The sequence below is a fragment of the Burkholderia sp. S171 genome (assembly GCF_009766085.1).
Taxonomy (GTDB): Bacteria; Pseudomonadota; Gammaproteobacteria; order Burkholderiales; family Burkholderiaceae; genus Caballeronia.
The window spans coordinates 345170-370029 of record NZ_LMUF01000047.1 but is presented as its reverse complement, the minus strand read 5'-3'; the positions used below and the strand labels follow the sequence as shown (position 1 = coordinate 370029).

Here is a 24860-nt window from a genome sequence, read left to right as displayed (position 1 = left end):
GATCGGCTGCGCAGCGTACGTTCGTGGGAAAGCAACCTGCTTATCCCCACGTTCGACTACTCGTCCGTGATGTCATCCGACTCTGTCCTGCTCGATTGGCTGCTTGCGGCGCGCGACGTCGGATTGACCATGCTCATCGGCGTGCCCTCAACCGACGAAGCGCTGGAAACCGTGGCGAGACGCATATCGTTTATTCGCGAGAGCAATTTCGGCATGACTTTCGAAGTCAGGACGAAAGCTGAAGCAGCCGATAGCAATGCCTACACGACCCTGGAATTGCCGGCACATACCGATCTGCCGACCCGGGAACTTCAACCCGGCTTGCAGTTTCTTCATTGCCTGATCAACGACGCCACCGGTGGCGAAAGTACCTTCGTGGACGGATTCGCGATTGCGGCGACTTTGCGAGCAGAGTCGCCCAAAGACTTCCGTCTGCTATGCGAGCACCCGGTAGAGTTCTGGAACAAGGCGCCGGGAAGCGACTATCGCAGCTATGCACCTATTATTGGCCTCGACTCGCGCGGCGAGGTGAGTGAGATCCGGCTGGCGAACTGGCTTCGTGCGCCCTTCAATTTGCCGGCCTCAGAGATGGGCGCGTTCTATCGCGCGTATCGGCACTTTTGCGCGCTTACCCGGGATTCACGCTTCATAGTGAGTCGCCGGTTGGAGGCGGGCCAAATGTGGTGCTTCGATAATCGCAGGACCATGCATGCCCGCAAGGCCTTCGATCAGGCGAGCGGGAAGCGCTTCTTGCGAGGGTGTTATATGGACCGCGACGAGTTGCTGTCGCGCATTCTCGTATTGCAGCGTGGTAGTACACGCCCGTCAATCCGCGTCGCTTAAGCGCCGCTAAGCGCGCTCACTCGTCTTGCTTGGACGGAGCAGCGGCCCATCGTCGCTGCATCGCTTCTACAAGATGGCGCCACAGAAATTCAGCAGCCGGAGAAAGGCGCCGGCCTACCCGCCGTATTGCCTGGCTGCTGAATTCGCGTGCAATCGGATGCTCCAGTTCGATTGCAACCAGACGCCCCGCTTCAAGGTATTGCCGCGCTGCATCCGTCGACATGAATGCCACGCCCAGTCCCGCTGCGGCAATGGCCTGAGCAGCCGAGAAAAGATCGCAGCGATACGACGGCGTCAGGTTCAGCCGCTCGGCCCGAATGATGGCATCGAGATATTGTTGGGCGCCGAAGCGCTCGGGCATGAAGATAAGCCGCTGATCGCGCAGCTGTTCAAAGCGGATGCGCCGTTCACCCGCCAAGGCATGGCGCGGACTGACGAGCGCACAGAATTGCGCCGCGCGGAACGTGCGAGCGCGTATGGCGGGGTCGCTGCCGCCGCCCGCGCATAAACCGAGATCGACGTCGTCGTTGCGGACCATCGCGATGATTTCCGATGTCGCTCCGCTGCGCAGTTCCACCACGATGTCAGGAAACTGCAAGCTGAAGCGCTCCAGCACGGTAGCAAGCAGATTCTCGACAAAGCCCTCGCCCACGCCTATACCCAGCCGTCCGCGTCGCAGGCTTCTGAAATCTTCCAGTTGTGCCAGCATGTCCGCATCGCGGCGGCAACTCTCGCGAAAATGTTCGACCAGGCTTAGCCCGATCTCGGTCAGCACTGCGCGCCTGCCCCGCCGTTCCAGCAGCACTACGCCATGGTCGCGTTCGAGTTGCGCGACTTGCCGGCTGATCACGGAACCGTTAATGCCTAACGCATCGGCCGCAGCACGCACTCCACCGTGCAGGTCGATTTCATGCAAATAGCGAAGGCTCCGGGCGCTAAGCAAATTCTCGCGGGCAGGCGTATTGTCTTTAGCCATATCGTTGTCTGTTGACATGCAGGTCAACATTATCGGTCAATGAACGTCATTGATTAGCGGATTTTGCAGCAGAATACTTCCCCATTAGATTTCTTACAGAGAGACACCCACGACCATGGAAAATACCAAGGGCTTTTGCTCACTAGACGACACGACGGATCTGCGCGATGAACTAAGCGATATCCGTCATCGCCTGCATCAGAATCCGGAGCTTGCGTACAAGGAGTTTCAAACCTCCGACCTCGTTGCGCAGAGCCTGGAAAGCTGGGGTTACAAAGTGACGCGCGGCCTGGGTGGTACGGGCATGGTCGCGTCGCTCACAGCGGGTTCAGGAACCCGTGCCGTGGCCGTGCGCGCCGACATGGACGCGTTGCCGATTGCCGAGGAAACCGGTTTGCCGTACGCCAGCCGCAACGCGGGCCTGATGCACGCGTGCGGCCACGACGGCCACACCACCATGGTCCTGGGCGCCGCGCGCCACCTCGCGCGCACTCGCGCATTCAACGGCACGGTTCATCTCGTGTTTCAACCCGCCGAAGAGATCGGCGCGGACAGCGGTGCCATGCGAATGATTGCCGACGGCCTGTTCGAGCGCTTCCCCTGCGAGGCAATCTTCGGCTTGCACAATCATCCCGGCTATCCCACGGGCACGTTCATGTTTCGCAGCGGCCCCTTCATGGCGGCGTCGGATACGGTCAACATCACCATTCACGGCCGCGGCGGTCACGCAGCGCGCCCGCATCTTGCCGTGGACCCGGTGGTCATCGGCGCGGGATTGGTGACTGCCTTGCAGACGGTAGTCGCGCGCAGTATCGACCCGATGCAAACGGCTGTAGTCACGGTCGGCGCTTTCAACGCGGGTCATGCCGCTAACGTGATTCCTGAGTCGGCGCGTTTGCAGATCAGCGTGCGCTCGTTCGATCCCGCTGTGCGCAAGCTGCTCGAAGCACGTATCCGCGCGCTGACGGACGCTCAGGCAAGCGCATATGGCGCACGCGTGGAGATTGAGTACGTCCCGGGTTATCCGGTCGTGGTCAACAGCCAGGCCGAGACTGAACTGGCATTGCAAGTGGCGCGCGAACTGGTTGGCGATGACCGGGTTGTCGATAACTTCGGCCCGATTGCCGGCAGTGAAGATTTCGCTTACTACCTGCAGAAGAAGCCGGGATGTTTCCTGCGTTTAGGCAACGGCGAAGGTGCGCCGATGCTGCATAACGCGTCCTACGATTTCAACGACGACAACCTCACCGTCGGCGCGGCGTACTGGACTCGTCTGGTCGAGCGTTTCCTCGCGCAGTAGGTGCAATGGGCTTCACGCGGGTAACCCGGTAACACTTCGGTAGCAATATCGGTAGCAAATAACGCTTGCGCACTGTGCGATGCCTCGGCATCGCGCTTAGCCGTGCGCAGGACCCAAGCATTCACGGGACGTCCATGTCAGTCATTACAGCCCAACCTGCTAAAGCGGTATCGCAAAGCAAGATCGTGATTGCCGCGATCATCGGCAACCTGCTTGAGTTTTACGATTTCACCGTCTATAGCTTTTTCGCGCTCACGATCGCCAAGCTTTTCTTCCCGGCGCATGACCCGGTTGTCTCCACGTTGCTCGCGCTGTCTGCGTTTGCGATCGGCTTTGTCGCGCGCCCGGTCGGCGGCTTCGTGCTGGGTCACTACGCGGACAAACGCGGCCGGCGTGCTGCGCTGACCCTGACCATCTTCCTGATGGCGATCGGCTCGGGCATGATCGGCCTGGCGCCGAGTTATGCAAGCATTGGCCTCGCCGCTCCGGCGCTCATCATCTTTGCGCGACTGCTGCAGGGCTTCGCGCAGGGCGGTGAATTCGGCGCCGCCACGGCAACGCTGCTCGAGACGGGTTCGGCTAAAGGCCGTGGCTTTCGGGCTAGCTGGCAGCTCGCGAGTCAAGGCGCCGCTGCACTGATGGGCTCGGGCATTGCGGCACTGCTGACTTACCAGTTAAGCAGCGAGCAACTGCTCGACTGGGGATGGCGCGTGCCGTTCCTGATCGGCACGCTGATCATGCCGGTCGGCGTGTATTTGCGCCGGCACATTGTGGAAGAGCCGAAGCAGGCCAAGGCAGCCGGGTCGAGTCTGGAGCCGGGCCTCGTGCGCAAGTGGTTCCTGACTGTATTCGCCATCATGGGCATGACGGTGGCGACCTACGTCCTAATGTATTACATCCCGACCTATTCGATCCAGTACCTGAAGATGCCGCCCAAGCTTTCCATGCTGGTGTCGATCTTCGCGGCGATCGTTTCGCTGACGCTGTGTCCGCTCTGGGGCGCGCTATCCGACAAGATGCAACGTCGCAAGCCGCTGATCCTGGTGGGACGCATTGTGCTGATCGTGCTGCTTTATCCGGCGTTCTGGCTGATGAACCAGTTTCCTTCGTTGCCGGTCATGGTTGGGTTGATCGTGTTGCTGATGTTGTTCTACACAATGGGTTCGGCACCGGCTTATGCACTCATGCCTGAGAACTTTCCCAAGCATGCGCGCGCGGGTTATCTCGCGAGTGCGTATGCGGTGGCGGTGTCTGTGTTTGGTGGTTCGGCGCAGCTGGTTGTCGCGTGGCTTATCAAGGTCACCGGCAATACCATGGCCCCCGCGTGGTACATGATCGTGTGCGTGATCATTTCGTTGATCGCTGTTTCAATGCTCGATGAAACGGGTGGTCGAGAGCTGACCTGACGCTTGGGAAATTGCGGCAGGAGTAACTGAACCTGCATAAACCGCGGTGCAACTATAAGGCTGGGCGCTCAGGCGTCCAGCCTTTTTTCTTTCGCTTCTACGCTCATCTGCCGAACGGGCGTTCGTCTGCTCTTTTAACTCGCTAACGACATAAGAATTCCCGCCTGAACCAGAGTGCTTTACGCCCCTGGAGTAACGACGATTGAGTTCGCAAGCCGCTTGTCAGCGACCTATAATTTTCGCAGGCGCTGACTCGTTGGAAGGCGAGTGGCGCTGCCCAGCCCTTCTTTGTCACTTAACTCCATACTACGTAATTGGGGGGATAACGCCATGACCCGCAAATACATCGACTGCCGCGAGTTTCCTAGCGAGATCAACTGCTCCATCGCGCTGTCTGCAGACTCCGACCAGGAACTCCTGGATGCCGCCGTCCAGCATGCCGTGTCCGTTCATAAACACACCGACTCTCCCGAACTGCGTGCGCAGTTGAGCGGGCTGTTTCACCAAGGCACTCCGCCGGTCGACTCACCGAGAACCGCATGACTCGCTGCTGAACGATCGGAACCCTATTCTCACGAAGCGGCTTGGATAACATAATAAGTATGACAAACCAATTCCAACTAAACGCCGCTCATTTCAAACGGGATGCTTTTAAGGGAGCATGTCATGGCAGTCGACCAGTTAAAACTCGATGCATTCATGGGAGGGTTTGTCCACGATCTCGGCGCCGTCATGCATGCGGCCACTGTAGTTGTCGGCGACCAGCTTGGGCTTTATAAGGCGCTCGCCGCCAAGCCGCTAAGTGCTGAAGAACTCGCGCAAGCGACTGAGACGGACGCACGTTATGTTCGCGAATGGCTCAGCGCACAGGCTGCGAGCGGCTACGTCAACTACGATCCTTCGTCGGAAAGCTTCGGCTTGAGCGAAGAACAGTCCTTCGCCCTCGCTGAAGAAGGCAGCCCGGCGTTCATTCCCGGTGCATTCCAGATTGCCGTCGCGCAGTTCAAGATCATCCCGAAGATGGTGAAGTCGTTCAAGACGGGGCTGGGCGTTGGATGGCATGAACACGATGTCTCGCTCTTTCACGGCACGGAGCGTTTCTTCCGTCCGGGCTACGCGGCGTATCTCGTGAACGACTGGATTCCGTCGCTTGGCGGCATCGAGACAAAACTGAAAAGCGGCGCGCGGGTAGCCGATGTCGGCTGTGGACACGGTGCGTCCACCATCATCATGGCGCAGGCTTATCCGCAATCGACATTTGTGGGTTACGACTACCACGAAGGGTCTATCGAGCATGCGAGAGAGTCGGCGGCAACGGCAGGCGTGAGTGATCGCGTGAGTTTCGAGGTTGCTTCAGCCGGCGATTATCCCGGACGCGGTTACGACTTCGTCACCATGTTCGATTGTCTTCACGACATGGGCGATCCGCTCGGCGCAGCGCGTCACGTCTATGAAACCCTGGCTGACGATGGCACGTGGATGATCGTCGAGCCGTTTGCCAACGACACGCTCGAAGGAAACCTGAATCCCGTTGGGCGGATTTTTTACTCAGCATCTACGTTGATCTGTACACCGGCTTCGCGAGCGCAAGCGGGCGCTATGTGCCTCGGCGCACAAGCCGGCGAGCGGCGGATTCATGACGTGGTCACAGAAGGCGGTTTCCGGCAGTTTCGCCGAGCGACGGAGACGCCGTTCAATCTCGTCTTTGAGGCGCGGCGATAAACATGACCAGGATTTCCGGCGTTGCGTGACGGGAAGTGACGGGAACCCGCACGCAACGCCTCCTCTGTTACTTTTTCGCGGCAACCGCGGTACTTTTACGGGCCGCCGGTTTCTTGGGCACCGCCTTCACGACGGGCTTCTTGCGTGCACTCGATTCCGGCTTCTTGACCAGTCCCTCCGCGCTCCATTGCTCAAGCAGCATCCGCGTTTGAGTGCGCACCGTCGCCTTGAGCAAGTCACCCTTCGCGGTATCGATGTCTTTCCATCCAAGCAACGCGAGCGTCGTGCGCGGCGCGACATGGAACATCAACAGTTGTCCGTGCAAACTCAGCATCCGGATCAACGTAAGCTCATCGTCGGGTTTCGTGCCGGTGATGCGCGCAATCAACCTTGAGCCAACATCGTTCAGGGGCTGCCGCACGCGCCGCATCATGATCTCCGATGCAATGCTCGGCTCATGGCCTGCCTGTTCACGCGTAAAGAAAAGCCGCTGGTTAGACGTATCGCAAGCCTTCGCGAACATGCGGTCCGCAATCGCTTCCTGAATGCGAATGAACGCATCGATCAGCACCGGAATATCACTGTCGTTGCTCAACACATCGGCTGCGTGCGTCACCACCGGCTCAAGCGTGACCCAGGACGAGTCGGCGAGATATTCCGCGCAAGCCCGATACACACCCTCTTTATTCTCGAAGTAATACTGCAGCGCGGGTGCATTGACGCCGGCGCGCGCGGCGATGTCACGCGTGGACGCGCCCTCGAAACCATGCTCTCCAAATGACTCGATCGCCGCTTCGATGATTCGCAGCCTTGTCTCGTCGCCTCGCACATATCCGCCGGCCGACGGACGGCGTAGCCGTTTTGTGTCGCTCATTCGTGCTTCTCCCTTCAACTAAACAAATATATCACTTGACACAATTTTACCAACTGGAATAATTGTTCCGATTGGAATAATTTGGATCAAAGATGTCAACAACCGCAGGGTCGCCTCCGCACGAAGTACCGCAAGATTCCGCCGCTTCTCCCACGCGGCGATCTGGAAGACGCATGATCCTGATGGTGCTTGGGATTATTGCGCTCATCGTTGCGGGAGTCTGGCTTGCCCGCTGGTGGACAGTGGGACGCTTTATTGAAAGCACTGACGACGCCTATCTGCAAGCCGACAGTGTCACTGTTGCGCCCAAGGTCAGCGGCTACGTGACCGATGTCTACGTAGGCGACAACGCCACGGTCAAGGCCGGGGACCCGCTCGTCCGGCTCGATACCCGCCAGTACCAGGTCTCGCTCGATCAGGCACAAGCGACCATCGCTGCACGTGCCGCAGATATCCAGCGCGCGCAAGCCGACATCCTCCAGCAGCACGCCAACATTGAACAGGCCAAAGCGCAGCAGCAAGTCGCACGCGTCAGCGCCCAGCATGCACGCGACGAGGTCCAACGCTACGCACCGCTCGCCGCCACCGGCGCTGAAACCAGCGAACGGCTGTCTGAGTTGACCAGCACACGCGATCAGGCAGTGGCAACGCTGGCAGCGAACACCGCCGCAGTCGATGCCGCCGAGACGCAGATCGCCGCCACGACCGCGCAGATCGCCCAGGCCCGTGCACAGCTCGACGCAGCAGAGGCAAGCGCGCGGCAAGCGCACCTCGACCTGCAGGACACCATCGTGCGCAGCGTACTGGCTGGCAAGGTCGGCGACCGCTCGGTTCGCGTCGGTCAGTACGTACAGCCGGGCACGCGGATGCTGTCCGTGGTTCCGGTGCAAAGCACCTATCTGACGGCCAACTTCAAGGAAACACAGGTCGGCCACATGCGCGTCGGTCAACCCGTGATCCTGCATGTGGATGCGCTACCAGGCACTGACCTGCACGGCGTGGTGGACAGCTTCGCTCCCGGTACCGGTGCCCAGTTCGCGCTGCTGCCGCCGGAAAACGCCACCGGCAATTTCACCAAGATCGTCCAGCGGATTCCCGTGCGCATTCGCATTGAGACAGGGCCGGAGACACGCAGCGTGCTGCTGCCCGGCCTGTCAGTAACCGCCGATGTCGACACCCGCTCCTCCCGCGAGGGTGACAAGCGCATCAAAGCCGAGAACGACCATGGCTGATGTAACCACGGCAACGGCGTCGCCACCTGCGGCGCCTGCACCGGAAGCGGAACGCGCGAGCGCGGCGGATTGGCTCGCGGTGGCGGCCGGCTCGCTGGGCGCGCTGATGGCCACGCTGGATATCTCGATCACCAACTCGGCCTTGCCGCAAATCCAGGGCGAGATTGGCGCAACCGGCACCGAGGGTACGTGGATCTCGACCGGCTACCTGATGTCCGAGATCGTGATGATCCCGCTTGCCGCATGGCTCACGCGCGTGTTCGGCTTGCGTAACTTCCTGCTCGCGAATGCCACGCTGTTCATCGCGTTTTCCATGATGTGCGGATGGTCGCACAGCTTGCCCATGATGATCGCCGGACGCATTGGCCAGGGCTTCGCGGGCGGCGCGATGATCCCGACGGCGCAGACCATCATCCGCACCCGCTTACCGCGCTCACAGATGCCCGTCGGCATGACGATGTTCGGCTTGATAGTGTTGCTCGGTCCGCTGCTGGGACCGGTGCTCGGCGGGTGGCTGGCGGAGAACATCAGCTGGAGCTGGTGCTTCTTTATCAACCTGCCTGTATGTATTGCGCTGATTACCTTGCTGATCGTCGGACTGCCGTCGGACCGGCCGCAGTGGAGCACGTTTTTCAAGGCGGACTGGGTCGGCATTATTGGCCTCACGATCGGCCTGAGCTCGTTGACCGTGGTGCTCGAAGAAGGTCAGCGCGAACGCTGGTTCGAGTCCAGCATGATCATCGCGCTGACCTGCGTGTCGCTGGCCGGCATGGTGCTGATCGCCCTTTCGCAACTCACCGCGACGCGGCCGATCATGCGTCTGAACCTGATGCGTAATCCGCGTTATGCGAGCGTTATTGTCATTGTGTTTGCGGTCGGCGCGGGGTTGTACGGCGTGTCGTATCTGCTGCCGCAGTTCCTCGGCATAGTGTCCGGATATAACGCGCAGCAATCGGGCGCCATCATGCTGATATCGGGCGTGCCGGCCTTCCTGATCATGCCGATCCTGCCGCGCATTCTCGGCAAGCTCGACTTTCGCATGCTGGTGATCGCCGGACTGTTGTTGTTTGCGTTGAGCTGCATGCTCGATATCGACCTGACCGCGCAGAGTGTCGGCCACGACTTCTTCTGGTCCCAGCTGATACGCGGCTTTGCGCAAATCCTCGCGCTGATGCCGCTGAACCAGGCATCAATGGCAGCGGTTTCGCGCGAAGATTCAGGCGATGCGGCCGGTCTCTACAATATGGCCCGCAATCTTGGCGGCTCGGTTGGGCTCGCGATCATTGGGACCGTGATCGACCGGCGTACTACTTTCCATACCGCGATGATCCGCGAATCGCTGACGGCCAACTCGCTGGTGGGCCAGGAGCGCTTGACGTCGAGCGCCGCAAGCTGGTTCGCGCAAACCGGCGACATGGCCTACGCCAAAATGCGCGCACTCGGCCAGATCGCGGCGCAGATTCATATGCAGGCTACCGTCATCACGTACTCTGAAACGTTCTATCTGCTCGGTCTCGCGCTGCTTGCCTGCGTGCCGCTCGCGCTCCTCCTGAAGACTCCGCGCGGCCCCGTTTCGACGTCCGCCGGCCATTGACGGCAAAGACACTATCCACGATGTTCCCTCGCCCTACTGCCCCTCTGCTTCTTACACTGCTGGCGTCCGTCTGCGCCCTCTCGGCCTGCACCGTCGGCCCCGACTATGCCGGCGCGCCGCCGGTCGCGCCTGAAGCGGCGCACGCCTCCAACTTCGTGCGTGCACCTGCGGCCGGCATGGTCTCGACCCGTGCGCCGAGTCAATGGTGGGTGTCGCTCGACGACCCCCAATTGAACGCGCTGATCGACGCCGCGCTCGCCCACAACCCGGACGTTCATGCGGCGCAAGCGCGCTTGCGCGAAGCCCGCGCGCAGTTGCAACACCAGAAAGCGAACGGCATGCCGACCGCCTCGTTCGACGCTGCTGCATTACGCATGCGCGAGCCCAACCTGAGCTCGCTGACATCGTCGCAGGGCAGCTCAGGCAGTTCGGGTAGCTCATCTTCGTCCGGAGGAGGACCGCTGCAGCTCTATACGGCGGGCTTCGATGCATCGTGGGAGATCGATCTGTTCGGCGGCACGCGACGTGCGGTGGAAGCCGCGACGGCGGAAGCGGATGCGGTGGACGCCGACCTCGCCGACACGCAAGTGTCGCTTGCCGCGGAAGTCGCGCAAGCCTATGTCGACCTGCGTGACGAGCAGCAGCGCCTGACACTTGCACAACGCTCCGCAGAAATCGAACAGCAGATGCTTACGTTGACGCAGCAGCGCCGCGCGCACGGCACGGCGGCCGATGTCGATGTCGAGCGCCTGACCACGCAGGTGGAGAACACCCGTTCGACGTTGACGCCGCTGGACGAGCAAGTCGCCGAGTCGCTCGATCAGCTCGCCATGTTGACCGGCCAGGCTCCGGGCGCACTCGATCACGAGTTATCTGCGCAGCGGCCGCTGCCGGCTTTGCCGGCATCCGTGGCTATCGGCAACCCGGCTTCAATGCTGCAGCAACGACCCGATATTCGTGCGGCGGAACGACGCCTTGCTTCCAGCAACGCCCAGATCGGTGAGCACAAGGCTGACTTCTTCCCGAAGGTCACGTTGTTCGGCGACATAGGCTATACCGCTGCCGATCCCGGTCACCTTGTCCGCAAGAACAATTTCAGCTGGATCGGTGCGCCTTATCTGCAGTGGAACGTGCTGGACTTCGGCCGCACGCTGTCGAGCGTTCACAGCGCCGAAGCGTCGCGCGACGAGGCCGATGCGAAATACACGCATACGGTGCTCGCCGCGTTGCAGGACGCGAATACTTCGTTGTCGCGTTATGGACATCAGCGCGAACATCTGGCAACGCTGCAGCAAGTGCAGGCGTCGGCGGACCGCTCGGCTACGCTGATGCGTCAGCGCTATACCGCGGGGACATCAAGCCTGATCGATTTGCTCGATACCCAACGCACGCAGTTCAGCGCGCAGCAGAATGTGGTCTCTGGTCAAGCTGAATTGCTGAAGGATTTTGTCTCCTTGCAGAAGAGCCTGGGACTCGGCTGGCGCGTGGAGGGGTGACGCGAGTGCTCTGAAGACATCGCCGCCGCTTGGCGCGGTGGCGACGTCCTCATGCGGCTTTGGCGCGCCGACCTAATCCTGGACGATGCCAGGAATATCCACCTTGAGATTGACATCGGCTTCATAGTCGACCCCGTCGACCTCGAACCCGAACAGCCGCAGAAATTCGCTCTTATAGCCGGCGAAATCGGTGAGTTCGTAAAGGTTGTCGCTAGTGACCTGATCCCAGAGTTGCTGTACGCGAGCCTGGACTGCCGGGCTAAGCTCCTTGTAGTCCGCGCGCAATCGGCCCTCTTGATCCATGCACGGTAAATCGCCGTACAAGCTGTCTTTGTACAGGCCATAGACCTGTTCGATGCAACCCTCGTGCGTCCCCTCTTCTTTCATCACCTTGAACAGCAAGGACAAGTACAACGGCATCATGGGGATGGCCGAGCTTGCCTGCGTGACAACCGCCTTCAACACAGAGACGCGCGCGTCGCCGCCGTGACCGGACAGGCTGCCGCGAATCGCAAGGACCTTTTGATCCAGGTCTTTCTTGGCAGCACCTATTGAGCCGTTCCAATAGATGTCATGAGTGATCTTCTCGCCGAGGTACGTAAACGCGGTGGTCTTCGCTCCCTCGGCCAGAACGCCGGCTGCACCCAGTGCATCAATCCACATCTGCCAGTCTTCACCGCCCATCACGGCCACGGTGTTGTCGATCTCGCTTTGCGTCGCCGGTTCCAGGCTGCTTTCCTTGACAACTTCCTTGTCGGTATCGAGGCCTCGCAGCGTGATGGATTTACCGACAGGTTTCAGCGTCGAGCTGAACACCTCTCCGGTCTTCGGGTGCGTCCGCCGCGGTGACGCGAGGCTATACACGACCAGATCAACCTGCCCAAGATCTCGCTTGATGACATCGATTGTCTTCTGCTTGATCTCGTCGGAGAAAGCGTCGCCGTTGATGCTCTTTGCATACAGGCCCTTCGCCGCCACGAATTTAGCGAACGCTGCAGTGTTGTACCAGCCGGGCGAACCGGGCTTGGTTTCTTCCCCCGGACGTTCGAAGAAAACGCCGAGGGTCTCGGCGCCGCAACCAAATGCCGCCGTGATCCGGGCGGCAAGGCCGTATCCCGTCGACGCACCGATCACCAGGACTTTCCGGGGTCCCCGGGTAATGGGGCCCTGTGCCGCCACATAGTCGATTTGTTTTTCGACGTTGGCTTCGCAGCCGACGGGATGAGTAGTCACGCAGATGAAACCGCGCACGCGTGGTTTGACGATCATGAAGACCTCGCTTGTGGGGACGCCGGGATTGCGGTCGGTGGCACGAAAAATTTCGAGCATTGTAAATGAGGAGCGTCAGGTAGGTACTCGCTCGCTTCATTACGCGTTTTCCCTACCGGGTTAAGATAACGCTTCATCAAGGCGGCGGCGGATGCGGCTTTCTGCGGTATCCATGCAATGCATTCCAAAATGTCGCGTCCCTTGCGGCCTTCGTGACAGCGTAACGCTTACTTTCTGATCTTCATGATTTCCACCCAGTACATCAGCCGCATCAGCTTGCAGCGCGACAAGATCGAGTCATTCGATCGTTATCCGTTCTCGCTGCCGGCAGTCCGGTCGCTGGAAACGCTTGAACTGCATCCGAAGATGACTTTCTTCGTCGGCGAAAACGGCTCCGGAAAATCGACGCTTCTGGAGGCCATCGCTGTCTCGATGGGATTCAACCCCGAAGGCGGAACGAAGAACTTTAACTTTGGTACTCGAGCGTCGCACTCGGTGCTTGACGAATACCTGCGCATTGCAAAAGGCGTGAGGCGGCCGAAGGACGGGTTCTTTCTGCGCGCAGAGAGCTTTTTCAACGTGGCCACAGAGATCGAGAAGCTCGATGCGGAACCCTCGTTCGGGCCTCCCGTCATCAACTCCTACGGCGGGAATTCCCTGCACGAGCGCTCGCACGGCGAGTCGTTCCTGGCGCTGCTGATGAACCGCTTCGGCGGCAAAGGTCTCTACCTCCTCGACGAGCCGGAAGCCGCGTTGTCTCCGCAACGGCAACTCACTGCACTTGCCAGATTGCATGACCTCGCCCGCGATGAATCCCAGTTCATCATTGCAACGCACTCGCCTATTCTGATGGCGTATCCGGACGCGTGGATCTATGAGTTCACTACGGAAGGTGTAAAGCGCGTCAGCTACGAAGAGACAGAACACTTCCAGGTCATGCGGGCGTTCCTGGCCAACCCCGAACGCATGCTGCGCACGCTTCTGCGTGACGAGGACTGACATGGCCCGTCGAACGTTGCGTTTCGTCGATCGCAGCGCACCGGGTTCGTATCCTTCAACTCCTTACCTTACGAGGACCTAACGTGGAACACATCGTTTTCCGGACCGCTCTGTTAGCCGATGTCCCTGCAATCGTCGCGTTATTAGCCGACGACGAACTCGGGAGCCAGAGGGAAATTATCGGCACACCGCTAGACCGCCGATATGTCGACGCGTTCCAGGCTTTAGACGCGGATGCGAACCAGCGACTCGTGGTGATTGCCGATGGCGACGAGATAATCGGCACGTTGCAAATTTCGTTTATCCCGGGCATTGCACGCATGGGATCGTGGAGGGGACAAATCGAAGCGGTTCGAATTGCCGCGCATCGGCGGGATTCCGGGTTGGGCCAGAAGATGTTCGAATGGGCGATCTCCGAATGCAGGTCGCGAGGATGCAATCTTGTGCAACTCACCACCGACAAGAGCCGTACCGACGCCCACCGCTTCTATGAAAAGCTCGGCTTCAAGGCCAGCCACGAAGGCTACAAGCTCGCCCTTTAGAGCCTCTGGACTACTCCAGCTTGAAGACTGCCCCAACGCCTCCGCACCCCTCCTGAACACAAACGCACGAACGCTCGTGCGTCACGCATTGCCGCCAACACGCGGTCCCCTCTCGCATAGCCAGGCAGCAGAATTCGCTTGCCTAAATTGCAGTACGGGATAATATATTGGCATATGCCACCATATTAGATGTACCTGCAACTTATCGATGCGCCCCAGCCCGGCTGCCGTTATCCCCTCAAGGCAAAGATATGCAGAAAAGATTTCTCTTGTTGTTATGCGTGTCGGTACCGTCATTCATGATCAACCTGGACGCCAATATTGTCGCGGTGTCGCTCTCGTCAATTGCGCGTTCTCTCCATGCGGATTTCGTCGCCATTGAGTGGGTGATCTCGGCTTACACCCTGGCGTTTGCAACGCTGGTCATGCCCGCTGGTGCGCTCGCCGACCGCTTCGGCAGAAAGCGCCTGTTGATCATTGGCTTGTTCGTCTTCACCACTGCGTCTTTCATCTGCGGCGCCGCTACATCAACGGTTGTGTTGAACGCCGCACGCGCACTGCAAGGGGTTGGCGCGGCGTTGCAACTCAGCGCGGCACTCGCAGTCCTCGCGCATGGATTTCAAGGAAAAGAACGCGCCAAGGCGTTTGCATTCTGGGGCTCGGTAATTGGCGTAGCCATCATGCTCGGGCCCGTCGTAGGCGGATTGATCACGCAGTCGCTAGGCTGGCAGTGGGCTTTCTATGTCAACCTGCCCGTTGGCGCAATCATGATTGCGCTGACGTATTTTGTAGTCGATGAATCAAAAGATCCGCATGCAATCGCCATCGACATTTGGGGTGTGGTGACGTTCAGCGCATTCCTCGGGCTGCTGACCTGGGCGCTGATTTCTGGCAATCGCGAAGGGTGGCTAAGCACGGCCGTCAGGGCGCGACTGGTGGGCTCAGTCATTTTCCTTATTGCGTTCGTGATCGTGGAGCTTAAGCAGGCGCGACCCATGGTCGAGCTTGGCTATTTCATCAAGCGGACCTATCTCGGCGCGAGTCTCGCCGGCGTGTCGTACGCGGTAGCGTTCCTGACCATGCTGACCTATCTGCCCTTCTTTTTCCAAAGTGCGCTCGGCTATTCTCCGCTCAATGCTGGCCTGCTGATGCTGCCGCTCGCCGTGCCGTTATTCGGGGTGCCGCGTATTGTGTCCGTGTATCTCGATCACCGGATGTCGGGACGCATGCTGCTCGTTTGCGGCTTGTTGCTGGTCGCGGCCGGCTTGTTCGGAACCGCGCTGCAGATCCAGGCGTTCAGCTTTAGTGCGATCTTCCTTCCCATGCTGGTCGCCTCCACGGGCGCCGGAATTCTCAACGGCCAGATCGCCAAGGTCAGCATGACGGTGATCCCTGTCGAACGGGCGGGCATGGCGTCAGGTGTGTCGGGGACCATGCGGTTCAGCGGCATTGTGGTGGGGTTCGCGGCGCTCGGCGCATTGTTGTTTTATCGAATCCAGACGAGCATTGAGAGAGCGTTGCCGGCGCTTGGCGGCCACGACAAGCTGGAGATTACGCGCTCTATCGCGAATGGAAACCTGGTTTCGGCGGCATCGCTGATTTCATCGCATCAGGGACTTGGATCAATCGCACGAGCCAGTCTCGGATACGGCTATGAGGGTGTGCTGTTCGCGGCTTCTGCTGTTGCATTCGTAGCGAGCGCGTTGTGTTGGCTGCTGATCAGCGCGGAGGAAACGGCGCCTCATCAGGATCGGTCGTCCGCCATGCGGCTGGATGTATCAATAGACTAAGATTGCATGTCACCCTTCAAAACAGTCAATGCAAGTGAGCCATGAACACCTCGATTAAACAGCACTCGTCTGCCGCAGTTTCGTTATGCAACGGCGCCGCATTGCGCAAGGCTACGCGCAGGCTTTCGCAACTTTACGATAGCGTGCTTGCACCCTGCGGCCTCAAGCTGTCGCAACACTCAACACTGGCGCATATCGATCGCGCCGGCACGCCGAACATGAGCGATCTTGCCAAAGACATGGTGCTTGATCGCTCCGCACTTTCGCACAATCTCAAGCCGCTTGAACGCGACGGTTTTATCGAATCACTTCCCGATGAAACCGATAAACGCGGGCGCCGCGTTGCTCTGACTCCGGCAGGAAAAAAGAAACTTGCCGAGTCCAAAGCGCTTTGGAATGAAGCGCAAATTCGCTTTGAAAACGCCTATGGCGCAGCCAGGGCGTCGAAGCTGCGCGCGCTGCTTGCGGAGGTTTATTCAGACGAACTGGAGCAAGCATTCCTCGACGGATGACTGCAATGGGCAGCCTTGGTCAAGCTCGCTCCCGCGCTGCGGAAGTGTGGAACGAAGTCAATCGAATCGATTAAACAGTTGGCAGATCTTCCAACGTTTTTTCAATCCGACCCTCTTCGAAAGAGGTTTCAATACCAATGTGCCCGTTAGCGTAAGGGATAGAGCTAACCTGAGGACCCAGATAGCTTCGCCCCCCGAGCTTGAACACCGTGCGCACCAGCTCTCCTTTCTCCAGGACTTTCACCACGCGGTCCACGTCCACGACTTTGGGTACCGACGTCCAATTGGCCGTCAATTCGTCGATGCTGCCCCAGCGTACGTGGGTAACGCGATCATTGGTCCAACGAACACCATCAATGGCAACAATAGACATGGCTGACTCCGTCTATTAATGAAGCACCTTAATGAAAGGGCGACCACGTCCGACAGCGCTTTTTTCTTCTTGTATTGGCCCTGGGACGAACGGCTCGCGTGACACGGCTCGCGGTGGTGCGGCGAATGGGAAATAGATTGACATGGTTCAGGCGAATGTACAAGCGAGCACCGTGGCCTCGAATGCCATCGCGATCTTGTGTTCAAGTTCAGCTCGTTCCGTCCATCACGATGTGGAGTGCGAGGCATCCTCCGTCACGCGGAGATCTGCGATCAAGTGCTCGATCACCGCGCGACCCGCCGCGCGTGTAGCGCGGCCCAGCGGAAAATAGGCGTGCACGGGAACATCAGCGGTTTTCCAGTCAGTGAGCAGCGCGACGAGAGACCCGTCTTCGAGTTCACGGCGGCAGGCCCATCCAGTCGTCGATGTAATGCCAAAGCCGGCCACCGCGGCAGCAACGGCGCCTTCGTTCTCGTTCGTCGTGAAATGCGGCGGAATCTCCGCCACCACGATCTCGCCATTGCGCTCGAACTTCCACGCGGAAGGCACGGATGCCGCGGGGCCGCCTACTATGCGGTGCGCCGCGAGATCGTCGGGTGTGACCGGTATACCCGCGCGCTCAAGATAGCTCGGCGCCGCTAGGATCAGGCGAGGGATCGTTGCAATAAGTTTCGCTGTTGCGCCCGAATCTGCCAGCGAGCCGAGACGGATCGCGACATCGACCGCATCGCGAACCAGATCCTGCCTGCGATCCTCAAGCAAAAGATGGATTTGCAGATGAGGATGCCTGGCGGTAAACGTCGAAAGGCGCGGAATGACTTCGCGAATTGCCACGCTGGTCGGCATGCTCATTCGCAGCGACCCGCGCAGTTCGCCCCCTTCGCGAACGCTATGTTCCGCTTCGTCGAGAGCGATCAGAATGGGCTCCATTCGGGCGAGGAATTCAGACCCCGCTTCCGTCGGCACGACCGCGCGCGTGGTGCGCGAAAGCAACCGGGCGCCGAGTCCTGCTTCGAGCTCGGCAATGATGCGCGAGGCCTGTGATTGCGAAAGTCCGCATTCGCGGGCGGCGGCCGAGAAGCTGCCAAGCCGGGCGACGCGGGTGTAGAGCTTGAGCGCGAATATGTCTTTCATCAAATTCCCGTGGAATGAGATAGCTGCGCCGGCGCGACCTTGGGAAGCAAGGTAATTAATGTGCCTAAGACATAAAAGATAACCGAAATCATCGGCTATCGGTCTCTTCGCACTCGCAGACCTATCGAAACTACTGGGCGCGAGGCATATAAATCTGTTCTCTCGAACCCATGTGTAAACCACATAAGTCATAGCGAAAATGACCGGCTACCGGCTAGAGAATCACCGCTTTAACCTGTGTCCATCGACAACGCGAGCCCACCCCGTCTTACGCGTCGTTTCTTTTCACTCGGAGATTGACCATGAACGACCTGCTCGCCTTTGCCATCGACGCCCACGGTGGTCTGGATCGTTGGAACGCGTTTAGCCAACTCAAGGCCGAGCTCTCGGTCGACGGCGCGATCTGGCATTTAAAGCAGCAGCCCGGTCTGCTCAATGACAAAGTCTTCGAGATCGACACGCATCAGCAGCTGCTGACGATCACGCCTTTCTTGGCAGACGGTCAGCGCAGCGTGTTTGTTCCAGGCCGGGTGTCGATAGAAAAGCTGGACGGCACGGTGCTCGAAAGCCGCGCCGACCCTGAGGCTGCCTACGCCGGTCACGTCCAGGAAACGCCGTGGGACAAGTTCCACGTCACCTACTTCGCGAGCGAGGCGTTATGGACCTATCTGACGTCGCCCTTCCTCTATACGTATTCCGGGTTCGAGAGCGAAGAGATCGAGCCGTGGCATGAGAATGGCGAAGAATGGCGCCGACTCAAGGTGACGTTCCCCACTGATATTCATAGCCACACCCGGACGCAGATCACCCATTTCGGCCCGGATGGGTTGATGCGGCGCCACGACTACACCGTCGACATTCTGGGTGGCGCAACCGGCGCTAACTATGTCAGCGATTACGTCGATTTCCAGGGTATCAAGATGCCGACCAAGCGGCGCATCTATGCCTATGACGAAAACATGCAGAAGGTGCCTGAGCCGCTTCTCGTATCCCTCGACTTCGGTCAGTTGAGTTTTAGCTGATATAGCCACAGGGGAAACTCAGACAGGAGCCGGCTTGGCTGACCTTGCATCAACGTAGACCCACGCTGCCATACCGGATGCAAGCACGACCCGGTCGCGCCGATAAGCGGCCACTTCGTAATCGTCCGCATGCTGGAGCTCTTCAGCCGTGATGGCGAAGACCGTACCGCTGACCTTGTCGCTCGCCTGGCCGCTGTAGGTGACAACGGGATGGTGTGTTTTTCCGCTTGTCGCAACAACGGCGGGATCTTCGATTTTCAGCATGTCGAGGGCGTACCCCGGCATTTCGTCCGCGAGGCCGGCAAGCTTGCGCCCAAACGTCGCTAGCTGAACCGGCTCGAGCTGCAACGTGCCATAGGAGAAAAGACGTTCTGACTGAGCTGGATCGGTGTCGTGCATGACGTTGTATCAGGCCGAATAAAAAACGAGATTCTACAGCGCAGCCGGCAGCCGCATCGCTTGAGAAAAACCCCCCTCTGCCCATCAAGGATGTTCGAGGTGCTGCCGCGTGCGATGAGCAATGCCGAGCAGGCCAGCGCGTTGGAGAAAGGTGAAATCGATATCGGCTAGCTGCATACGCCGGTGGCGGTCGCGGGCAAGATGCGCGAAAAATTGATCGCGCGCGAACCCTTGATCGCCGTGTTGCCGGAGACGTTTCCGCTGGCGGCGGGTGCGAAGGTGTCGTTGCGCCAACTCGCGCCGCACGGGCTGGTCTGGTTTCCGCAGGGGCTGCGGGATGCGGCGTGTCGCTACTGCCGCATTCGGTTCGGTCGTTGCAATTTAGCGCAGTGAGACTGTGCGAGATAGTCGATGGCGCCACGCTGCCGCGCTTCGAACTCAGCGCGATATGGCCTGCACGGGCAAGAAAGACACTCGCCGATCGCTTCGCCGACTTGATCGAGCCTTATTCTGCGGGCTAAGTGGTATCAAGATGCGGCGTCGCTCCGCACGACGTCACGCAGCCCATCCTCATGCAACTTCAGGATGTCCACGAAGCACACGCCCAAGGAACGCCCGCGTGCGTTCATGTTGAGGTGCGTCGAAAAACTGGTCGGGCGCGGCCTCTTCAACAATCCTCCCTCCATCGATCAAGATGACGCGGTCAGCGACTTCTCGCGCGAACCCCATTTCGTGCGTGACGCAAAGCATCGTCATGCCTTCCTTTGCGAGGCCGACCATGGTAGCCAAGACCTCCTGCACGACTTCGGGGTCCAGAGCAGAAGTTGGTTCATCGAAGAGCATGACGGACGGCTGCATGCACAGCGCACGCGCTATGGCGACCCGTTGCTGTTGGCCTCCGGATAACTGCCCGGGGTACTTGTGGGCCTGATCCAGCACGCGGACTTTTTGCAGAAAATAGAGTGCTCTTTCTCTCGCCTCAGCCCTCTTGACACCGCGCACTTTGATGGGCGCCAGCATGCAGTTTTCAAGTACCGACAAATGCGGGAACAGGTTGAAACTCTGAAAGACCATCCCTACTTCGCGACGAATATCCTTGAGCAGCGTCAGATGGTCGCCGCTACGTACATCGGTGACACAGACAGTTCCGGACTTGAATGTTTCCAACCCGTTGATACACCTGATCAGCGTCGATTTTCCCGAACCCGATGGGCCGCATATAACGATTCGTTCTCCTTTATTGACACGAAGGTCGATGCCCTTCAGAACGGGAAGCGCTCCATAGTTTTTCTCGAGCCCTTCTATTCGAAGGATTTCATTGCGAGCCGAAAACGCGTCATCCATGATCAGACCTTGAAGGTAACGATTGTTTAGGGACGGGCAAGGCCGAACATGCGCTTGGCGCGTTCGAGCCTGCCGCTCGGTGAGCGGTACCCTTGTTTCTTCCGGAAACGCTCGGACAGCTCAGACCCCATCGAGCAAATGATCAGATAGACGACCGCGACCGTCGAATAGAATTCCACCAGTTTCGAATCGCGTTGAGCGATCTTTGCTGCCGCACCAAAGAAGTCAGTGAGTGACAGTACGTACACCAGCGCGGTGTCCTGAAACAGGATGATTGTCTGCGACACGATGATTGGCGCAGTGACCCGCAAGACCTGGGGCACGACAACGCGCCAATACATGGTCAAGCTGGAAAGACCCAGCGCCTTCGCACCTTCATATTGCCCTTTGTCGATGGCCTTGAGCCCGGCACGCACTATCTCCGCGTAGTAGGCGGATTCAAAAAGGGTGAAGGTGATGCAAGCGGTGAATTTCGGGCCGAGCGGAATCGAACGGCCCGCTGGCGTCAAGTGACCCAATAGCAGCGGAACCAGGAAGAAGAACCAGAAGAGCACGAGGATCAGGGGAATGGAACGCATCAGGGTGACGTAGGCGCGAATAGCCCCGGCCGCAACGGGCACATCCATGTGCCTGATGATTGCCATGAACGTCCCTAACAGCATTCCACCAATCATGGCCGCCAGCGTCAGTTCGACCGAGAACAAAAGTCCCTGCAGCAGGTACGGGGTGGCGTTGACCACAGCCGCGAAATCGAAAGACATGACGCCCCCTACTTTCTAACCGCGTTGTTTTGGCTCACACCAGGAATGCGGAGCATCCGCTCCGCCTGGAATGCGACTTGGTGCAACACGAGTGCGATCAACAGGTACAGAACCGTTGCACTCGCGAAGGCGTCGAACGTCCTGAACGTGAATTCGTTGATCTGTTCCGCTCGGGCGGTGATCTCAAGCAAACCGATCGTCAACGCCACCGACGTATTTTTAAGGAGGCCAAGTGCTTCGCTGGTTAGCGTCGGAATGGTGATGCGAAGGGACTGCGGCAACAAGATCAGCAGGTAGGTTTGGAAGGTGGACAGGCCGAGCGCGTCGGCCGCTTTTTTCTGGCCATCGGAGAGCGCATTGATACCGGCACGAACTTGCTCTGCAATACGCGATGCCGTGTACAGGCTAAGCCCTGCTACAGCCGGATAAAAGCTGGCCCACGGTGGCGCGATCTGCTTGATTGAGTTTCCCCATGCGGTGGGGATCACCTCCGGCAGGACGAAGTACCAAAGGAATACTTGCACGAGCAGCGGGACATTGCGGAACACTTGAACATAAATCCGCGCGGCAATTCGCAATGGCAGATAGCGGACCGTTCTCGCTGCACCCACGCTTATACCGATTGCGAACGCGAATACGCCGGAAACAAACCATAGGAGCAACGTCCAGCATAAGCCGGACATCAGCCAACTCAGGTAGGTGCCGCCTTCCGCTGTCTGGTCAAAGAGAACTTGCATTGTTTTTCGTTCACTGAAAAGGCGCGCGTGAAAGGGCGCCGCATCGTCAAGACGACGACATCGGCGATGTCCTTGTTTGATCGTAGCGATCCAACCAGCACGTACCGATTTTCAATCGGCCGGTACCCGGGGACGCTCCATAAACAGACCGCGAAAGTACTACTGCGTAAGAGCGTCGCTAGGCGCTGCCACTCGTGCCTTGAGCGCTTCGTTCATCGGCAGCGAAAGGTTCTGTCCGTGGGGTGGAATAGGTTGCGTGAACCACTTGGCATAAGTCTTTGCGAATTCCCCGGACGCCATTTGCGCACTTAGAGCACCGTCTACCAGCGACTTGAATCCCGGATCATTCTTCGGAATCATCAGGCCGTAGTAATAGACCTGGGCGCTTGCATCCGGCAGATAGCGGAATGTCTTGGGGTCAGGCGATCCGGCTACAAGACCGGCTTCCAGAATGTTGTCTTCGAACCATGCCGACGCGCGTCCTGTGCGCAGCAATAAGAGCGACTCGGCTTGTTCCTTCGATTGAAGGATCGTCATATTGAGCTTGAGATCGCTATTGATCTTCATGGCAAGACCCAGGTTAAGCGACCCCTGCGTCAGTACGACGGTCTTGCCTTGAAGCCCTTTCACATCGGTAATTCCCGACGATGCCGTGGTAAGCCAGGTCGGCCCGCCCGCGAAGGTGGCGACCGAAAATCCGACCTGCTGCTGGCGTTCGGCTGTGTTGGTCGTGCTGCCGCATTCAATGTCGATCGTGCCGTTTTGCAGGAGCGGTATTCGGTTAGCTGCGCTAACCGCCAGATAAGCCACGTTCAGCTTCGGCAACTTCAGATCCGCCTTAACTTTTTCCGCGATTGCCGCGCACAGGTCGAGCGAGAAGCCGACCGGTTTTTGCTCGGCGCCAAGAAAAGAAAATGGAATCGATGACTCGCGATAGCCAAGCGTTAGCGTATTGGAGGAACGGATTTTTTCCAGCGTTGAACTTTCCGCGTGCGCTGCGGGAGCAGTAAGTCCAAACCCACTAATGGCCGCAATGAACAGCCAATGTCTCGCCGCAATGTGCTTCATGGTTTCCTCAATGTTAAAAAAATCCGTTCCGTACCCATACCCGTACTCAAGCCCGTACTCAAGCCCGATGTCAGGCGGCTTTCGCAACGGCTGTTTCGTCGAGACTGTCGCGCAATGCCTTGTCGAGGATATCCACCGCGCGATCGATCTCGTCCGTTGAAACCGTCAGCGGAGGCGCAATGCGCCACACGGAGCCGCGTTCCGGACGACGGCGAATGTTCATGCTCAGACCGTTTTCAAAGCATTTCCGGGTCGTCATTGCGCCGAGCTCGTGAGCCGGAGTGCGCGATGCCCGGTCGGTCACCAGTTCAACGCCAAGCAGGAGGCCCGCGCCACGGATGTCGCCGATCACCTCATAGCGCTGCTGCAATTCTTCGAAGCGTCGGCGCAGGTAGCCCCCCATTTCATTAGCGCGCGCAATGAGGTTTTCTTCCTTGATCACCTTCAACACTGCCAGTCCAACTTCCGCTGTGAGCGGGTCCGAAACGTGACTGGTGTAAAACGTGAAGTGCTTCTGGTGGAGGACTTCTTCGATCTTTGCGGTCGTCGATACCGCGGCAAGCGGTAAGCCGCCACCGAGCGTTTTTGACATGGTCATGATGTCGGGGACGACACCGAAGAATTCGGATCCGGTACGCGTTCCGATCCGTCCAAACGCAGTTTGCGCTTCATCGAAAATGAGCAGCATGCCCCGGTCGTCCGCCGCCTTTCTGAGTGCCTGCATGAACGACTTCGGCGGCACCAGGACGCCCCCTGCGCTGATGACGGGCTCGACAATGATCGCCGCCCCGCGCCCGCTCGACTGCATGTCGAACATCTTCAACGCCAGGTTCAGGTTTGCCAGCGCCGCTTCTTCCGGCGTCGCCGCCTGGATGTACGGGCGATACGAATTAGGCTCGGGAATCAGGAACACGCCGGGTGCGGGGACGCCATACCCCTTGCGGTCGCTCGCGAAGGACACCGTACTCGCGCCGCCCGTGATGCCGTGCCAAGAGCCACCCAGCGCCAGGACCTCATAGCCGTCGGTGTACATCTTGGCCATGCGCAACGCGACCTCGGTGGCCTCGGAACCGGTATTGATGAAGATCGTCTTCTTGATGTCGCCGGGCAACCAGTCGCGTGCAAGTGTCTGCCCGAGTTCGGCCACGACCTCGGGGATCATGCCGCTGAACATGTGGAACGCCTTCTCGCCCGCCCGGTGAACGGCTTCGACAATCGCAGGATGGTTGTGCCCGATCGTGGCGCACATCTGCCCTGAGGTGAAGTCCAGGTACTCGCGTCCGTTGCTATCCTTTACGATAGTGCCCTTGGCAGACGTGAACAGGTTCGGGAAAGCGTCGCCGCCGTATCTGACCAAAAAGTCCCTGGATGCTTGCAGAAGTCCTTCTTTCATCGTTCACTCCGTTGGCTCGTCATGCGGCTGCTCTGGTCTCTAGCCGCATAACGTGGGTTGCGTGACATCATCGA

At 59.1% G+C, this 24860-nt stretch carries 24 protein-coding genes and 1 pseudogene; 14 read left to right on the top strand and 11 right to left on the bottom strand.

From position 1 onward, the window contains the following. Positions 1 to 6 precede the first annotated feature (6 nt). Complete coding sequence (locus GSQ93_RS26940) at positions 7 to 843, top strand: TauD/TfdA family dioxygenase (RefSeq protein ID WP_367889786.1); 837 nt, start codon at positions 7 to 9, stop codon at positions 841 to 843. A 16-nt stretch (positions 844 to 859) separates the two neighbouring features. On the opposite strand, the gene GSQ93_RS26935 is transcribed toward GSQ93_RS26940, so the two are convergent. Continuing rightward, the gene (locus GSQ93_RS26935; RefSeq protein WP_158938668.1) at positions 860 to 1819 is read right to left on the bottom strand and encodes a LysR family transcriptional regulator; all 960 of its coding nucleotides are present in this window, start codon (positions 1817 to 1819) and stop codon (positions 860 to 862) included. A 115-nt stretch (positions 1820 to 1934) separates the two neighbouring features. Here GSQ93_RS26935 and GSQ93_RS26930 point away from each other — a divergent pair, with 115 nt between their 5' ends. The 4 genes from GSQ93_RS26930 to GSQ93_RS26915 all read left to right on the top strand — a co-directional run bounded on the left by GSQ93_RS26930 (position 1935) and on the right by GSQ93_RS26915 (position 6247). Beyond that, positions 1935 to 3119, top strand: coding sequence for a M20 aminoacylase family protein (locus tag GSQ93_RS26930; protein ID WP_158938667.1), 1185 nt, complete (start codon positions 1935 to 1937; stop codon positions 3117 to 3119). 134 nt (positions 3120 to 3253) lie between these two features. Continuing rightward, positions 3254 to 4525, top strand: coding sequence for an MFS transporter (locus GSQ93_RS26925; RefSeq protein ID WP_158938666.1), 1272 nt, complete (start codon positions 3254 to 3256; stop codon positions 4523 to 4525). A gap of 330 nt (positions 4526 to 4855) precedes the next feature. Then, positions 4856 to 5068: a DUF1059 domain-containing protein gene (locus tag GSQ93_RS26920; RefSeq protein WP_158938665.1), complete on the top strand. Its 213-nt coding sequence runs from the start codon at positions 4856 to 4858 to the stop codon at positions 5066 to 5068. 123 nt (positions 5069 to 5191) lie between these two features. After that, complete coding sequence (locus tag GSQ93_RS26915; RefSeq protein WP_158938664.1) at positions 5192 to 6247, top strand: class I SAM-dependent methyltransferase; 1056 nt, start codon at positions 5192 to 5194, stop codon at positions 6245 to 6247. 67 nt (positions 6248 to 6314) lie between these two features. Here the strand turns inward: GSQ93_RS26915 and GSQ93_RS26910 are convergent, their stop codons facing one another. After that, positions 6315 to 7121 (bottom strand): CerR family C-terminal domain-containing protein, encoded by an 807-nt coding sequence (locus GSQ93_RS26910; RefSeq protein WP_158938663.1) that lies wholly within the window; start codon positions 7119 to 7121, stop codon positions 6315 to 6317. A 173-nt stretch (positions 7122 to 7294) separates the two neighbouring features. Between GSQ93_RS26910 and GSQ93_RS26905 the strand changes: the two genes are divergently transcribed. The 3 genes from GSQ93_RS26905 to GSQ93_RS26895 are packed head-to-tail and all read left to right on the top strand — an operon-like array spanning position 7295 to position 11443. Beyond that, complete coding sequence (locus tag GSQ93_RS26905; protein WP_254074069.1) at positions 7295 to 8353, top strand: HlyD family secretion protein; 1059 nt, start codon at positions 7295 to 7297, stop codon at positions 8351 to 8353. Then, positions 8346 to 9947 (top strand): DHA2 family efflux MFS transporter permease subunit, encoded by a 1602-nt coding sequence (locus GSQ93_RS26900; protein WP_158938661.1) that lies wholly within the window; start codon positions 8346 to 8348, stop codon positions 9945 to 9947. The genes GSQ93_RS26905 and GSQ93_RS26900 overlap by 8 nt, the downstream gene beginning before the upstream one ends. A gap of 20 nt (positions 9948 to 9967) precedes the next feature. Continuing rightward, a complete protein-coding gene (locus tag GSQ93_RS26895) occupies positions 9968 to 11443 on the top strand; it encodes an efflux transporter outer membrane subunit (RefSeq protein WP_158938660.1) in 1476 nt (491 codons plus the stop codon). 72 nt (positions 11444 to 11515) lie between these two features. Here GSQ93_RS26895 and fabV read toward each other — a convergent pair whose 3' ends face one another. Further along, entirely contained in the window at positions 11516 to 12712 is a 1197-nt protein-coding gene (gene fabV / locus GSQ93_RS26890; protein WP_158938659.1) for an enoyl-ACP reductase FabV, read from the bottom strand. Positions 12713 to 12955: 243 nt separating this feature from the next. Between fabV and GSQ93_RS26885 the strand changes: the two genes are divergently transcribed. The 4 genes from GSQ93_RS26885 (at position 12956) to GSQ93_RS26870 (ending at position 16555) form a co-directional block, all read left to right on the top strand. Then, the gene (locus tag GSQ93_RS26885; protein WP_158938658.1) at positions 12956 to 13711 is read left to right on the top strand and encodes an AAA family ATPase; all 756 of its coding nucleotides are present in this window, start codon (positions 12956 to 12958) and stop codon (positions 13709 to 13711) included. 83 nt (positions 13712 to 13794) lie between these two features. Next, positions 13795 to 14253, top strand: coding sequence for a GNAT family N-acetyltransferase (locus GSQ93_RS26880; RefSeq protein ID WP_158938657.1), 459 nt, complete (start codon positions 13795 to 13797; stop codon positions 14251 to 14253). Positions 14254 to 14504: 251 nt separating this feature from the next. Further along, entirely contained in the window at positions 14505 to 16043 is a 1539-nt protein-coding gene (locus GSQ93_RS26875) for an MFS transporter (RefSeq protein ID WP_158938656.1), read from the top strand. Positions 16044 to 16084: 41 nt separating this feature from the next. Beyond that, positions 16085 to 16555, top strand: a complete 471-nt coding sequence (locus GSQ93_RS26870; RefSeq protein WP_158938655.1) for a MarR family winged helix-turn-helix transcriptional regulator — start codon at positions 16085 to 16087, stop codon at positions 16553 to 16555. A gap of 70 nt (positions 16556 to 16625) precedes the next feature. On the opposite strand, the gene GSQ93_RS26865 is transcribed toward GSQ93_RS26870, so the two are convergent. Further along, complete coding sequence (locus GSQ93_RS26865; protein WP_158938654.1) at positions 16626 to 16928, bottom strand: hypothetical protein; 303 nt, start codon at positions 16926 to 16928, stop codon at positions 16626 to 16628. Positions 16929 to 17153: 225 nt separating this feature from the next. Continuing rightward, positions 17154 to 18062 carry a LysR family transcriptional regulator gene (locus GSQ93_RS26860; RefSeq protein ID WP_158938653.1) on the bottom strand — a complete coding sequence of 303 codons (909 nt, stop codon included), beginning with the start codon at positions 18060 to 18062 and terminating at the stop codon, positions 17154 to 17156. Positions 18063 to 18364: 302 nt separating this feature from the next. On the opposite strand from GSQ93_RS26860, the gene GSQ93_RS26855 reads away from it, so the two are divergent. Continuing rightward, on the top strand, positions 18365 to 19084 hold the full coding sequence (locus tag GSQ93_RS26855) for a hypothetical protein (RefSeq protein WP_158938652.1): 720 nt from the start codon (positions 18365 to 18367) through the stop codon (positions 19082 to 19084). An 18-nt stretch (positions 19085 to 19102) separates the two neighbouring features. On the opposite strand, the gene GSQ93_RS26850 is transcribed toward GSQ93_RS26855, so the two are convergent. Further along, positions 19103 to 19483, bottom strand: a complete 381-nt coding sequence (locus GSQ93_RS26850; RefSeq protein ID WP_158938651.1) for a gamma-glutamylcyclotransferase family protein — start codon at positions 19481 to 19483, stop codon at positions 19103 to 19105. Positions 19484 to 19591: 108 nt separating this feature from the next. Here GSQ93_RS26850 and GSQ93_RS38320 point away from each other — a divergent pair. Next, positions 19592 to 20004 (top strand): annotated as a pseudogene (locus GSQ93_RS38320) (LysR substrate-binding domain-containing protein); the annotation flags it as partial. A 49-nt stretch (positions 20005 to 20053) separates the two neighbouring features. Here the strand turns inward: GSQ93_RS38320 and GSQ93_RS26840 are convergent. The 5 genes from GSQ93_RS26840 to GSQ93_RS26820 form a co-directional block, all read right to left on the bottom strand. Then, entirely contained in the window at positions 20054 to 20827 is a 774-nt protein-coding gene (locus GSQ93_RS26840; RefSeq protein ID WP_158938650.1) for an amino acid ABC transporter ATP-binding protein, read from the bottom strand. A 26-nt stretch (positions 20828 to 20853) separates the two neighbouring features. Beyond that, positions 20854 to 21588 (bottom strand): amino acid ABC transporter permease, encoded by a 735-nt coding sequence (locus tag GSQ93_RS26835; protein WP_158938649.1) that lies wholly within the window; start codon positions 21586 to 21588, stop codon positions 20854 to 20856. Positions 21589 to 21596: 8 nt separating this feature from the next. Further along, positions 21597 to 22325 carry an amino acid ABC transporter permease gene (locus GSQ93_RS26830; protein ID WP_158938648.1) on the bottom strand — a complete coding sequence of 243 codons (729 nt, stop codon included), beginning with the start codon at positions 22323 to 22325 and terminating at the stop codon, positions 21597 to 21599. A gap of 159 nt (positions 22326 to 22484) precedes the next feature. Then, positions 22485 to 23393 carry an amino acid ABC transporter substrate-binding protein gene (locus GSQ93_RS26825; protein ID WP_158938647.1) on the bottom strand — a complete coding sequence of 303 codons (909 nt, stop codon included), beginning with the start codon at positions 23391 to 23393 and terminating at the stop codon, positions 22485 to 22487. Between the two features lie 70 nt (positions 23394 to 23463). Then, complete coding sequence (locus GSQ93_RS26820; RefSeq protein ID WP_158938646.1) at positions 23464 to 24786, bottom strand: aspartate aminotransferase family protein; 1323 nt, start codon at positions 24784 to 24786, stop codon at positions 23464 to 23466. Positions 24787 to 24860: the final 74 nt, after the last annotated feature.